This is a genomic window from Pseudoalteromonas sp. L23, from assembly GCF_021728455.1.
Classification (GTDB): Bacteria; Pseudomonadota; Gammaproteobacteria; order Enterobacterales; family Alteromonadaceae; genus Pseudoalteromonas.
In genome coordinates this window covers 55,103-67,794 of record NZ_JAKKCW010000019.1, presented here as the reverse complement: position 1 = coordinate 67,794, position 12,692 = coordinate 55,103, and the positions used below count along the sequence as shown (strand labels likewise).

Genomic DNA, 12,692 nt, shown 5'->3' with positions numbered 1-12,692 from the left:
CAAACGGCCACACCCCATTCGATTATGTGATGCATTGCTTAAACGAATTAGCCCAGCCACAGTACGATATCAACAGTTTACTGCCCTGGCATGTTAGCCTCTAGGTGTAGTTAGCGGTACGCTTACGTTCTAACCCTCTGAACTTCCATGTCAAATTCACATGGTTTTGAAGTTGCAATCTGCTCTAGATCTATGAGGCTAGCGCTTTTTGCATTGAATGTATTGCTTGTCGAGTTTCCAAACTGTGTTGAGAAAGAGCCTGTCACTAACCCGCCCGTATTATTCGGGCATGCATAGTTAACGATAAGAGATGTCTCACTCGCTAAGTCTATTCCATCAATATGAATTTCAATATCTTCATCATATCGAAAAGTTTTCTCTGCTTCGGGGGTAAGTATCAGGAAGCCTAAGGGAAGCTCAACTGACGCTGAAGCATTTTCTTCCTTCTTCCGATTTAACTGGATAGTATATAGGCTGTTACCAGTTACAACAGAGGATCTGCCCTCGTAATCAATATCTAGAATGTCAGTATCTTTAATCAATTGGATCGTCTGACCATTTACGATCGCTCTTAGTGTATCGCCTTCGCTTAAATTTACATTAGAGCCGAACGAGTCCCCAACATTTAACTCGGCCACAATTCGGGCTCTTTCTCCATTTGAATTTATTGATATATCCGCACTAATTGCGTTTGTTTTCAACAGATCAGATTCTGTTTCAGATGTGCAGGCCGTGAGAAATGTGCTGATACTGGCTACTGTTATAGGTAGTAGATAAAGTTTGGATGGTTTCATTTTTTACCCGTGATTCATTTAAAAACAGATTCTCCAATTTAGAAACATAGATTGCAAGTTAAAAAATGTAATGGGATTGTACGGTATAAGGAAACAGTCAGTGTTAATAGCTGGAGTTATTTAACATCTTTTCAGTGCATTAATGCTATTCCTGTTTATGATTCACGGCTTTTGCCGTAGCTGTTCAATGCGCTGCTCAAAACTTGGGTATGTGTTTATCCAACTATGTTGCTCGTCGCTTTCCTCGGAGAGAGAACGTTAAAAAGACACCCATTTTTAAACTGTGACGATAAAGTGGGTGTCTGCATATGCCAACATGCATATGCCAACAATACGGGCGCTACAGTTAGTTTGATGTTTGAAACTTAATTGTCGTCAAAGCAAACTTTTTACGGCCTCAATACGACAATAATATTTTAGTGTTTGAATAGGCCGATATATGAGAGTCATGAAAATCACACTGCTGGCAGCTCTGGTTACTGTGGCGAGCTGTGCAGAACAAAAGTTGAAAGCAGTAGCACCAGATTATGTAAATAAACAACGAGTATTCGAGCAGAGTATTCGCGAAATTAATGATAACGGAGTGAGTAGTGAAACAGCGAGTACACTTCAATCCAGAATGAGCACATACCGCGTCCCTGCTGTTAGCATTACTGTTTTTGATAATAATCATATTCTTTGGTCGAAAGGTTACGGCGTTACAGATGAGTACTCAAAAGTAAATGTAACGCCGGATACGCTGTTTCAGGCTGCTTCCATTTCTAAAGCTGTAACGAGCTTTGGTGCTTTTAAGATGATAGAGCTAGGTCGTTTTGGACTACATGAAGATGTAAACAGTAAGCTTACACGCTGGCAGGTCCCCAATAATAAATTTACTAAAGAAAATAAAGTGACACCCAGTCGAATTATGAGTCACACCTCAGGGCTCAATGTACAAGGGTTCGCTGGTTATGGCAGAAACCAAAAAACTCCTTCGCTCGTACAGGTTTTACAAGGGAGTGAGTTGAGTAATTCCCCATCAGTTAGAGTGTTTCAAACACCTGGGAAGTCTGAATTTTATTCAGGTGGTGGCATGACAGTTTTGCAACTGTTGATGGAAGATAGTAGTGGGCTGTCATTCTCTGAGTTAATGGAAAAGCAGGTATTAAAGCCCCTAAACATGAATAACAGCTCTTTTAAGTTAGCGTCGCTGAATCTGCCTCAATATAGAGTTGCTAAAGGTCATGATTTACAAGCAAATATGATCGCTGGAGGTTATCGGCTATATCCTGAAAAGGCAGCTGCGGGGTTATGGAGTACTCCTTCTGATTTAGCATTATTTATGATTGCTCTAGGTAAGTCCTATCGTGGTGATGAAGAAAGCTTATTATCTCCACATCTTGCGAAAGTCATGCTTACTAGAGTTCCCGGTGCTGGTGGTACAGGAATAGGACTCGATGGAGAAGGTAACGCTTATAGATTTAGACATAGTGGTGGGAATGCCGGGTATACTTGCTATGCTGTGTCTTTTGCTAGTGTTGGCCGAGGTTTTGTCGTTATGACAAACTCAGACAATGGCTTTCAATTAATCCATGAAATCTCTAGAGCCATTTCTGAAGTTTATGATTGGCCTGCATTATGGATGCATGAATAAGCAAGCTATATTGCTTCTCGCTAAGGTGCAATTGGTCTAGGCTCTCAATTATTAATTAATTTGATGATTAACCAAAAAGTGCGACACATTTGGATATATTTGAACGCCGTTGAATTGAGAGTGAATCACAATATTTTTGCTTTGCTGCTGAGCTACCTGCAGCTCCATGGATCACAGTACTAAATTGTGTTGTCAGGGTTATCCAGTTCTTAGAGGTTAGATTTAACCTGTCTAAAATCGGTTGTTTGTTTATAATGCAACCTATTTTGTCACTTCTTATGCAACGCCCTGTGAGTTCGACCAGTTCGAGATATGAAGACAGCTCAAGCGGTATACCTTTAGGCATATGCTTTCTCGGATTGCCAGCAAATCGGAATAGTGAGCGAGGTTGCTTACCTTGTTTGGCTAATTCAATACGCTTTTTTACACTCGTGTATTTAGATTCTTCAGGTAGCTTAGCTAGGTTAGCGCGAATGGGATTTAGATCAACATAGGCCATGCACGCAGCAAGTGCAGCTTCATCAAGTAGTGCTTGTGATTTGAAGCGCCCTTCCCAAAACCGACCTGTACATTGGTCCTCTCGATTTGCTCGTCGTGCAATATACTCATTAAGAGTTCTCATAAACCAGCTTATACAGGTTATGCGTGATCGATATATATTGATAGTGTTATCAAGTATTGATCTTTCCGCATCTGATAATGGCTCATTACGAATAAACTTATGTGTGAGCCAATTGCCTTTAAACTGCTTGTGCCAGCGAATGATAATAGCTTTGTCAGTTAGACGTTTGGCTTTTTGAATATCAACGTGCAGAACTATATGAGTGTGGTTATTCATAACCGCATATGCACAGACATCAATGCAAAACGTTTTTTTAAGGGCGAGTAGCTTTTCTTCGACCCAATCTCTGCGATGCTCGTAAGAACGCCCAGTGGCTATGTCTTTACCGCAAAGGTAGGCTTGCCTAACACAGCGAGAAATACAGTGATAATATTTGGTTTCTGATAGACAAATTTGTCGGCAGCGTGCAGTGGCCATATTAGATACCTTCAATCCTTTGAATGTATCTTAAGAGTAGATTGCCTTAGCCAATTTAACAAATGAAATACTAAATAACCTGAGCTGTGGATAATTAATGCCTTTCTAGCAGCCAGTTTTAGTGCTAACTGCGTTGAATTCACTTCCAATAGCCAGCTATTGGCGCGTAAATTCGCCTTGCCTACAGGATGTAGGTACCTTAGCGAGAGCAGGACGCGGAAGCGGTGTTTTCCCTAAAACTCTCTGGCTAGACAAGGAAAGAACTAAGTTGTGCTTTAGCAACAATGAGTTGGAACATTCCTTATCCAAACCTCAGGTTAAATAGGTGGGTGTCTTTTTAAAAGCTTCTTTTTAAAAGCTGTTTTTAAAGTTTCTACTGAGCAGAATTTAATAAGACACCCATTTTAACCTTTAAGGATCACGGGTTTTGTTTGAGCTGCTCAATGCGTTGCTCAAAGCTTGGGTGTGTGCTTAACCAACTATGCTGTTCATCGCTTTCCTTGGCGAGTTTTTCGAATATAGAGATCATTGCGTCACTATTACCATACAGCGCCATTAGCTTGTTATGCGCGTACAAATCAGCCTCGAGTTCAGCTTGCTGAGAGTAATTTTGGTTGATACCTAACATTGCGCCCTGCATCATAAGATCTGAGAGCGCAGAGATGTCACCCAATACGACACTCAAACTGACAAATACGATAGACGAGCTCACAAGAGATTCCATGACGTGATTATGCTCGACATGACCAATCTCGTGGAGTAATACTGCGCTAAGCTCTTGCTGAGTAGATGCCAGTTCGACCATGTTATCGGTGATCACAATGCTACCATTGGCCAATGCCATGGCGTTGGCTTTATCTTTCCACTGCCTAAATTCAAGTTTAAATTCACGTTCACTCGATGCATTGGTACCAAGCAGTGAGACAAATAAAGCGCGAGTCTCTTGCTGTTTGATTTCACTTAGCTTTGACTCCGAGAATTCCGAGTTATCTAGCTCGTTTAGGCTGCCTTCGTCGATGATTTGGTAGATTTGTTTGGGCAATGAGGCCGAGATCTCTTCAGCGAAGTACGGCACGCCTTTGGTATAAAACTGATAACCACTAAATAAAACGACCACTACCGTGGCCGCTATAATCCAAAGCCACTGCGTTTCTTTAGACTGTTTGACTCTGTTGTGTATCTTTGAGCTCATCTAGTACTTCTCGCATTACATCGATGTTGTATTTTCTCACTATTTTTTGGCTGTTAAATAACTGAGGTAGCTCAATTAAACACACTAAAATTAGCAGAACCCAGCCATAAAAGAGAATAAATACAAGCCCCAATAGCATCAAGGTGAGGTTAATTACACCTCGTGCTGTTTTACCCAGATAAAAGTGATGTAAACCTGCGGCAAAAAAGTAATTGAGTACGGCGTAAGTATCAGGATCTTTTACTAGCTGTTCTTCAAGTTGGTAGTACTGCTTGCGCGCTTCAGGACTTAGCTGAGCAACTTGGTTTCTTAACGATTCTTCTTGTTCTCTTAATGCTATTTCGTCCATGCAAACTCCTAGGATTGGTCACGGTAGGGGGTCTGACTTTACTTCAATACAATCTGGGTCATTACAGCGCTTGATACGACAAAAGCCGATATGCATGCCTTTAAAGAAGCCGTATTTTTCGATTGCTTGATAGGTATATTCAGAGCATGACGGCGTAAAGTTACAACTTATATTGAAGTGGGTTTTTGCTCCACCATTCGCTTGATAGCGGCGAATGGCAGACAGAGCAAAGCGTTTAAGCACGTTTACGACCAAGTGTTAAGATCACGGCTTCACGGCTCCAAAATAGCAGAAAACGTTTGTTTTCGATAACTTGGAAAACAAGCTGCCAGCCATCTTGCGCTTCCATGTTTAAAGTTGCTTCAAGTTTTTTTAACGGTAATCCACTTGAGCCAAGTAACAGTGTGCCGCAGCCACCTTCAACTACATGGATAACTTTATATTCGTCGTATTGGGTCATAATACATCCCTGATTTAATTAGAATAAGTGAGATTTAATTCTATAGTAGCCAAGTAATCGCGACAATAGCGATTTCGTTGTTATTTTTTTAATTACAACAAAATTTGATATTACTCATGAATAAAGCAAGATGTTGCTCCAAGTGACCACTCTACAACGGCTTCAGCATGAAGTTTGGTCGTGTCATAAAGAGGAACTTGAGTATGCGCTTGCTGAACGAGCAAACCGATTTCTGTGCAACCTAAAATAACCCCTTCAGCCCCTTGTTGATAGAGTGCATCGATGATGTCTAGATAAGTTTGCCTTGAGCTTGCGTTGACTTTACCACGACATAATTCGTCATAAATTATGTTGTGAACTAAAGCTTGTTGGTCCCCATCAGGTGTTATGACCTCAATGCCGTGAAGATCTTGTAATCGTGCTTTATAAAAGTCTTGCTGCATCGTAAATCTCGTACCTAACAGCGCGATGCGTTTTATGCCGTCATTTTTAAGTCGCTTCGCGGTTGCGTCGGCAATATGCAGTACAGGCAATCCTGACGCTGCGCTAATTTCATCTGAAATTTTATGCATGGTGTTGGTACAGATCACAATGGCATCTGAGCCGGCAAGCTTCAACGACGTAGCAGCGCCTGCCAAAATGGTGGTCATTTTCTGCCAATCACCAGCTGCTTGAAGCTCTGCAATTTCGGCAAAGTCGACGCTATACAAGCAAAGCTTGGCACTGTGTAGTCCGCCAAGCTTCGCTTTAACGGTTTGATTGATAAGCTGGTAGTAGCTTTGTGTTGACTCCCAACTCATACCGCCAATTAGCCCAAGTTGTTTCATAGTGATTGCTCGTTATTTGCTGATAATAACGACAATAACGGATCTGGATTGAAACTTGAACCGTCAGCTTAAGGCGAGTTGGCGGTTTTTCTTACTCTTGTGTTTTTTACGCTTTCTTTGCCACCATAAATATAACCCAGTAAAACCAAGCAATACGGGGGCGAGTCCCATAATGCACCAAATTATTTTACTGGTAAGCCCTGCAAAGTGGCCAAAGTGAAGTTTTCTAAAACTGTCGATTACCCTGTCTACAGTAGACGCCGTTCGAATATCGTAGGCAAAGGTTTGTATACCAGACTGCGCGTCAAAACTAACCGTTGCAGCATAGTTACTAATGAACGGGTTGGCATCGGCGACGCTACCAAAAATGGTAATGTTGGTTTGCTCTGGCTCAAATGGAAATAGCCAGTAGGTTGGTTTAAGTCCGTTAACCGCACGATGGCTTTGGGTCATCATGGCATCAAAATCTAATGAGTGATTAAACATTGCGTGGCTGACAATATGGTGCTCATCCTCTTGGTGTTCAAAAGCCTCGTGATAATACTCCACTGCATTAAAGTAAACGCCAGTAATACCTAGCGCGAGCAATACTGGCGAACTCCAAATGCCAATTACCTTATGCAGGTCGCTCATCATGATGAGCCGAGGAGCTTGTCGCCTAAAGCTAAAGAATCGCCGCCAAAAGCGCCGATATATCACTAAACCGGAAACACCGAGCAAGGTAAAAAGTATAGCCACAGCTAAACCGATAACGACACCCATGTGTGGAAAGGTTTTACTCACATCATCGAGTAGTAAGGTGTAATGTAGGTGAAGAATAAAATCAGTAAAGTCGCTGTGAATACCCACAGGCTCGCTTAGCATTTTGCCTGCGTACGGATCTAGATACGTTTTAAACCACGTGTCTGTGCCATGCTTTAATAAATAGACTCTATCAGCTTCGTAGCCATCATCAAATATTTCCCAGCTACCAATTTCATAATTTGGATGGGTGTCTGCGACATAATTAACGAGCACCTTCATGGGCTGACGTTGGACGCCTTGGTCCTGATAAGTCAATGTTGCTTGCTTTGGAAGTAATAGGCTGTCTATCTCGAATTTAAACACCAACATGCTACCTGTGATTGACATAACGGCGAGCGGCAGTATCGCGATTAATGCCATTGCACTGTGCCATTTAAATAGTGTTTTACGCATTGTTTTCCTTTGAGTTAAAGCTAAATGAGAATGAATAAAGGGATGAATAAACAGGCTGAATTAACAAGGACACCCACCTTAATGCTTGCAGGCGCGTTAAGGTGGGTGTCCGTTTAAATCTTTCAGTCTATGTCCTTCCGTAAATTCTCCTAGATGAGTGACTAAAAGCGGTAGTGAAGACCAACATCGGCTTTGCGCTCTGCCCCCATCCAGCAGTTACTTTCGTCATAGCATGCGCCAACGTAACGCTTGTCACTGAGGTTACTAATGCTAAAGGTGAGCCTGGCATGCTCGCTGAGTTCATAATCAAAGGCGATGTCAAATAAGGTATAGGATGGCACAGTATCAGAGTTGTATTTGCCAACATAACTCTCGCCAACATACCGAGCACCAACACTTACTTTAAGTGCGTCTAGCAGGCTTGGATAATAGTTCAACCAAAGCGATGCGGTGTTATCTGCAACCCACACTAAGCGTTTCCCCACCAAATCTTGGTCTAATTCATTTTTAGTGACTTTCTGGTCTAGATGCGTGGCATTGAACTGCACATCAACTTGTTCGTTAAAGGTGTGAGAAGCCTCAAGCTCAATACCTTTGGATTGGATTTCACCGGCTTGAGTTTTCGTGACAAAGTCTTTGCTGTTAATGATTTCGTTCTGCTTGGTGAGATCGAATAGCGCAAATGTTAGCTGTGTATCGCGAGATTGATATTTAACGCCAAGTTCCCATTGTTCTGCTTCAGTTGGTTTGAAGGCTTGTTGAGTTACGCTATCTTCTCCTGCAACGGGCTCAAATGACTGACTATAGCTTACGTAAGGTCGCCAACCAGAGTCCAGCTGATAAAGTGCGGCAATCCTCCCGGTGAGTTGGGTGTCATCAATAGTTGATTCCGTTTGCCACTCGGTGCCAGCGTAGTTTTTATCAGCAGTAACATCACTGGTGAAACTGTCGTATCTAAGACCTGCCAAGAGGGTTAGCGCTGATATTGTCACTTCGTCTTGGACGTAAAACGCACGGTTACTCTGTTCAATATCGTGCGCTTCGGTATAGAAGTTAAGTGGCAAAGCGCCTACATCAAAGGCTGCATAATTGGGCGCTGCTAGATTAATGTTTGGTGTGCCTGTCCCGAGAGTATCCCAATACCCTACGGTTGAGCTTAAGGTTTTGTATTCAAAACCCAAGAGTAAGTGATGTGATGAGTTGCCAACCGTAAAGTGAGTAGACAATTGGTTGTCTAAAACATAGCCATGTTGCGTTTCATCGGTTTTATATGCTGCACGGGCAAGTATGGTATCGCTATCTGCAATTAAGTTTTGGTTGTAGGTATTTTGCTGTAGGCCTTCTGCATCGGTGTAACGCCAGTTGGCAAATAAAGACCAATTGTCGGACAAATTGTGTTCCAACTTTAGCCCTGCCATTAGCGTTGTTCTATCAAAATTAGACCAATTGATATCGCCTGCAAATGCATCGGCATCTAGATAACCGTAACTTGCACGCGTGAGCGTACCAACGCTATGTAAGGGAGTGGACGGTATAGCTTTGGGATCGTCTTGGTAATAAAGCTGTGCAGTTAAAGCCGTATCATGGCTCGGTTGCCAGCGCAGTGATGGTGCAAATACAGTGCGTTCTTCTTCAGTTGTTTTTTGCTGGCCATCACTTGTTCTTGATAGCGCAATGGCACGATAGCTCAGCTCATCGGTGATCACACCTCCATGATCAACGCCGATTTCTTTGAGCGCTCTGCTACCGACTCTCAGGCGAACCTGTGTTTGCTCAGTGCCATTGGCAAGCTTTGCGATTTGATTCACCATGCCACCTGGCGGGGCTGAGCCGTAAAGTACTGACGCTGGGCCTTTTAGCACCTCAATGGTGTCGGTGGCAAAGGCATCAACTTGAGGATATAAATTCCAAAGGTTATTGGATTGCAGTTCTAGGCCATCGTAATAGTTTCGATAAGATTCAAAACCGCGAATAGTGTATTGGTCAAAAATGGTGACCGTGCTGCGGCTTTCTGGTGTGATACCAGAAACATAGCGTAACGCAGCATTGACCGAGTCAGCTTGGCGTAGTTGCAGGGTATCTTGATCTATATGAGAAATAGAAAAGGGCGCGTTGATTGGTGCTAAAGACGACTTTGTTCCGGTACTTTTATATTGGCTGCCCTGAACTTCTATTCTTTCTAACTCATCTTTTTGGTTTTCATTGGCACTTGTGGTTTGAGAAAGCAGTGAGAGGCACACTGCAGCATAGAGCGTGTTAATTTTCATTGTTCTACTACTATGGATAATGAGAGTGATTCTTATTATATATATTTTGCACGGTTCACTTTTGTCTAAGAGTGCACTCGTTGTGAAATTTGTTTGGGAGAAAGAGAAAATAATTGCTTAAAACGACGGCTGAAGTGCGCCTGATTTTTAAATCCGCTATCAATAGCAATTTGATTTAAGGATGCAGAGCTATTAAGTAACTCAAAATAAGCATGAGTGAGCCTAGTGCGGATAAGATATTCACTGGCACTCAGATCAGATGCGGCAAATAGTTTGTGAATATAACGTTTTGACCAGCCTGAATGGTCACATAGCATGTCGATACAAAATGCTTCATCATTTGCATGTGTAGAGATGAGCTGTTTTAACTCCGCTAGCGGCGACGTTGGTAATTGAGTCGGCTGGCAAACACTTAGATGCAGTACAATTTCATCTTCAAGCCATTTTGCCGCTGTTAAATTTAGCGTTGTGGCGGTTAAGGCGCTTTTGAGTAATGTTGTTAGACCAGAGGGAATTGTCAGTGCTTGTCCATGCAAAAGCCGCTTGCCCGTTCGAGATACGAGCCAATTGATTGGAAAGTTAAAGCTAACGGCGTGGTATTGTGTCGGAAGGTGAAATACATGTTTTTGATTTGCTTCAAGATAGATTAACTTCGTTAGATCAGCACGCTGTAAAGACTGTTCAGTCAACCACCAACCACTTCCTTCAGTGATAAGGATTAAACTACCATAGTTTTCAGGCATCATCGCCGCAGTTTGCGCAGTGCGATGGTAAATAATGCCATCGAGCTTTACTTGCGAGATGCTACTGGAGATGAGTGGTACTTCGTTGTGTAATTCACCGTCAGATACATGGTCATAAAATCCTTGATGTAATAATTGGCTGTAGAGGTCTAGTACAATACTCATTAAAAACAAAAGTGGCGGCTCAAACGAACCACCACTGTACTTGTTTTTTCAATAAACCCCAAACGAAATGAGATTTATTTGTAATAAAGCCAATTAGTAGCTTGCAACAAGCGTTACGCCAGAGAAGCTAGAGTAGCCACGCAATTTGATGTAATAGGTTGCACCTTGACCTGAACTTAAACTACAAGACTCGTTATTACCATTTAAGAACGGACGACAGTCATAGGTTGATGTCGTAGGTGCTGCACCTTTACGAACATACAAGTCTGCATCGCCAGAGCCGCCAGAGCTCGCAACTGTCAAGGTTACATTTGCTGGAACATCAATGGTGTATAGTAACTCTTGGCCAGATGAACCGGCAAGACCACTTACTGGAATGCCATTTTCTAAGCAGTTGCTACCACAGCCACCAGGATCTGATGAGTAAGTGCCAGTGAGCGTTGCATTTGCATACGCAGAGTACCCATTTAGCATCACATACCAATCACCAGCAGTCGGATTAGTGAAATCGCATGATTCATTGTTACCGTTTTTATAAGGGCGACAAGCGTAACTATTCAGCGTTGGCTGTGTGCCTTGCTGTACATACAGGTCGGCATCACCAGTACCACCAGCAAGTGAGAAGTTCAGCGCGCTAGCGCCTGCTGGAACAACCAACTTATAGAAAGTTTGCTGACCAGATGCACCAGATGCACTGACGCCTTGGCCGTTAACTAGCTCTGTGATTGGATCTGGGTCCGGATCCGGATCAGTGCCATCAGCTAGCGTATAAAGTAGCTCGTTAGGTGAACCGCTTTGTGGGTTAGAGACTTTACCTTTTGATGAGCGTTGGCTCAGCAAGCTATCAATTTGTGATGGGCTTAGACTTGGGTTTTCATCCAAATATAGCGCAACAGCACCCGCAACGTGTGGCGCGGCCATCGAAGTACCACTGATGGTGTTGGTTGATGTATCTGAGTTATACCAAGCTGAGGTGATGCTTGACCCCGGTGCATAAATATCTAGACAGTTCCCATAGTTTGAGAAGCTAGAGCGGGCATCGCTGCTTGTGGTTGAACCCACAGTGATTGCATCGGCTGCACGTGCAGGTGAGTAATTACAAGCATTGCTATTGTCATTACCCGCCGCAACAACAAAGCTAACGCCTGAGGCAACTGCGTTATTTACTGCGTCATCAACCGCTTGAGAAACGCCACCACCCAAACTCATGTTAGCAACGGATGGGCCTGATGCATTGTTTTTAACCCAATCGATACCAGAGATAACGCCTGAATATGAACCCGAGCCGTTACAACCCAATACTCTTACCCCAACAATGTTGACGTTTTTTGCTACCCCATATTCACCGCCACCAATTGTGCCCGCAACATGGGTACCATGGCCATTACAGTCTGTTGCATCATTGTCATTATCAACAAAGTCATAACCATGTGATGCACGGTTACCAAATTCATTGTGACTAATGCGAACACCGGTATCGATAACATAGGCCGTTACGCCAGTACCATCAAAATCATAATGGTAGTTTGAGTTTAGCGGTAGATTACGTTGATCGACACGATCTAGACCCCAAGTAGGGTTAGCTTGGTCGCCGCTTGCTGTGATAGCGGGGGTCACTGTAACCATTTGGTCTTGTTCGATATAGTCAATATTAGGGTTATTAAGAAGCCCTTTTAGTTGTTTTGCAGATGCATTAATGACCACACCATTTAGTACACCACCAAATTCTTTTGTAATGCTTACGTTATGTTTGTTTTCTAACGCTTTTGCCTGCTTATTAGCGAAGGCCGCAATTGCTTTGCTGTTTTGAACGTTAAGGACTGAAGGGGTGCTAAATACAACGATGTATTGATCTTTAATTGCTTTGTTTGATTCTACGCTAAGTATTTTAGCGGCTTGTGCGTTGACTGAAGTCAAACCCGCTAATACTGCAAAACTAATAGCACTTAATTTACGCATTTTGTTGTTCCTTGCATGTTGTTTTGTTTAATTGTGTTTACCAATCTCAAGGTTATGAACTTATCTA

Annotated in this window: 12 protein-coding genes; 1 reads left to right on the top strand and 11 read right to left on the bottom strand. The window is 42.7% G+C overall.

The annotated features are described in order from the left end of the window. Window positions 1-122: 122 nt before the first annotated feature. Window positions 123-794 (bottom strand): hypothetical protein, encoded by a 672-nt coding sequence (locus tag L3V43_RS21365; RefSeq protein WP_237117342.1) that lies wholly within the window; start codon window positions 792-794, stop codon window positions 123-125. 448 nt (window positions 795-1,242) lie between these two features. Between L3V43_RS21365 and L3V43_RS21360 the strand changes: the two genes are divergently transcribed. Then, window positions 1,243-2,427, top strand: a complete 1,185-nt coding sequence (locus L3V43_RS21360; RefSeq protein ID WP_233525270.1) for a serine hydrolase domain-containing protein — start codon at window positions 1,243-1,245, stop codon at window positions 2,425-2,427. A gap of 67 nt (window positions 2,428-2,494) precedes the next feature. Here L3V43_RS21360 and L3V43_RS21355 read toward each other — a convergent pair whose 3' ends face one another. The 10 genes from L3V43_RS21355 to L3V43_RS21310 all read right to left on the bottom strand — a co-directional run bounded on the left by L3V43_RS21355 (window position 2,495) and on the right by L3V43_RS21310 (window position 12,625). After that, window positions 2,495-3,466 carry a transposase gene (locus tag L3V43_RS21355; protein WP_237117343.1) on the bottom strand — a complete coding sequence of 324 codons (972 nt, stop codon included), beginning with the start codon at window positions 3,464-3,466 and terminating at the stop codon, window positions 2,495-2,497. 418 nt (window positions 3,467-3,884) lie between these two features. After that, window positions 3,885-4,658 carry a M48 family metallopeptidase gene (locus tag L3V43_RS21350; protein WP_102058442.1) on the bottom strand — a complete coding sequence of 258 codons (774 nt, stop codon included), beginning with the start codon at window positions 4,656-4,658 and terminating at the stop codon, window positions 3,885-3,887. Then, window positions 4,621-5,007 carry a membrane protein gene (locus tag L3V43_RS21345; protein ID WP_010603666.1) on the bottom strand — a complete coding sequence of 129 codons (387 nt, stop codon included), beginning with the start codon at window positions 5,005-5,007 and terminating at the stop codon, window positions 4,621-4,623. Before L3V43_RS21345 ends, L3V43_RS21350 begins: the two co-directional genes overlap by 38 nt. Before the next feature lie 18 nt (window positions 5,008-5,025). Further along, on the bottom strand, window positions 5,026-5,250 hold the full coding sequence (gene yidD, locus L3V43_RS21340; RefSeq protein WP_237117344.1) for a membrane protein insertion efficiency factor YidD: 225 nt from the start codon (window positions 5,248-5,250) through the stop codon (window positions 5,026-5,028). Beyond that, the gene (locus tag L3V43_RS21335) at window positions 5,243-5,467 is read right to left on the bottom strand and encodes a DUF4177 domain-containing protein (protein ID WP_010603664.1); all 225 of its coding nucleotides are present in this window, start codon (window positions 5,465-5,467) and stop codon (window positions 5,243-5,245) included. The genes yidD and L3V43_RS21335 overlap by 8 nt, the downstream gene beginning before the upstream one ends. Before the next feature lie 110 nt (window positions 5,468-5,577). Continuing rightward, window positions 5,578-6,294, bottom strand: coding sequence for an aspartate/glutamate racemase family protein (locus tag L3V43_RS21330; RefSeq protein WP_102058444.1), 717 nt, complete (start codon window positions 6,292-6,294; stop codon window positions 5,578-5,580). Between the two features lie 63 nt (window positions 6,295-6,357). Beyond that, window positions 6,358-7,491, bottom strand: coding sequence for a PepSY-associated TM helix domain-containing protein (locus L3V43_RS21325; RefSeq protein ID WP_237117345.1), 1,134 nt, complete (start codon window positions 7,489-7,491; stop codon window positions 6,358-6,360). A 161-nt stretch (window positions 7,492-7,652) separates the two neighbouring features. Beyond that, window positions 7,653-9,758: a TonB-dependent siderophore receptor gene (locus L3V43_RS21320; protein ID WP_237117346.1), complete on the bottom strand. Its 2,106-nt coding sequence runs from the start codon at window positions 9,756-9,758 to the stop codon at window positions 7,653-7,655. 65 nt (window positions 9,759-9,823) lie between these two features. Next, window positions 9,824-10,666, bottom strand: a complete 843-nt coding sequence (locus tag L3V43_RS21315; protein WP_237117347.1) for a response regulator transcription factor — start codon at window positions 10,664-10,666, stop codon at window positions 9,824-9,826. A 93-nt stretch (window positions 10,667-10,759) separates the two neighbouring features. Then, window positions 10,760-12,625: a S8 family serine peptidase gene (locus L3V43_RS21310; RefSeq protein WP_010603659.1), complete on the bottom strand. Its 1,866-nt coding sequence runs from the start codon at window positions 12,623-12,625 to the stop codon at window positions 10,760-10,762. Window positions 12,626-12,692: the final 67 nt, after the last annotated feature.

What these genes read in the sequence shown, in the direction of transcription:
- L3V43_RS21365 (WP_237117342.1), bottom strand. Translation starts at nt 794, where the DNA reads ATGAAACCATCCAAACTTTATCTACTACCTATAACAGTAGCCAGTATC.
- L3V43_RS21360 (WP_233525270.1), top strand. Translation starts at nt 1,243, where the DNA reads ATGAAAATCACACTGCTGGCAGCTCTGGTTACTGTGGCGAGCTGTGCA.
- L3V43_RS21355 (WP_237117343.1), bottom strand. Translation starts at nt 3,466, where the DNA reads ATGGCCACTGCACGCTGCCGACAAATTTGTCTATCAGAAACCAAATAT.
- L3V43_RS21350 (WP_102058442.1), bottom strand. Translation starts at nt 4,658, where the DNA reads ATGAGCTCAAAGATACACAACAGAGTCAAACAGTCTAAAGAAACGCAG.
- L3V43_RS21345 (WP_010603666.1), bottom strand. Translation starts at nt 5,007, where the DNA reads ATGGACGAAATAGCATTAAGAGAACAAGAAGAATCGTTAAGAAACCAA.
- L3V43_RS21335 (WP_010603664.1), bottom strand. Translation starts at nt 5,467, where the DNA reads ATGACCCAATACGACGAATATAAAGTTATCCATGTAGTTGAAGGTGGC.
- L3V43_RS21330 (WP_102058444.1), bottom strand. Translation starts at nt 6,294, where the DNA reads ATGAAACAACTTGGGCTAATTGGCGGTATGAGTTGGGAGTCAACACAA.
- L3V43_RS21325 (WP_237117345.1), bottom strand. Translation starts at nt 7,491, where the DNA reads ATGCGTAAAACACTATTTAAATGGCACAGTGCAATGGCATTAATCGCG.
- L3V43_RS21320 (WP_237117346.1), bottom strand. Translation starts at nt 9,758, where the DNA reads ATGAAAATTAACACGCTCTATGCTGCAGTGTGCCTCTCACTGCTTTCT.
- L3V43_RS21315 (WP_237117347.1), bottom strand. Translation starts at nt 10,666, where the DNA reads ATGAGTATTGTACTAGACCTCTACAGCCAATTATTACATCAAGGATTT.
- L3V43_RS21310 (WP_010603659.1), bottom strand. Translation starts at nt 12,625, where the DNA reads ATGCGTAAATTAAGTGCTATTAGTTTTGCAGTATTAGCGGGTTTGACT.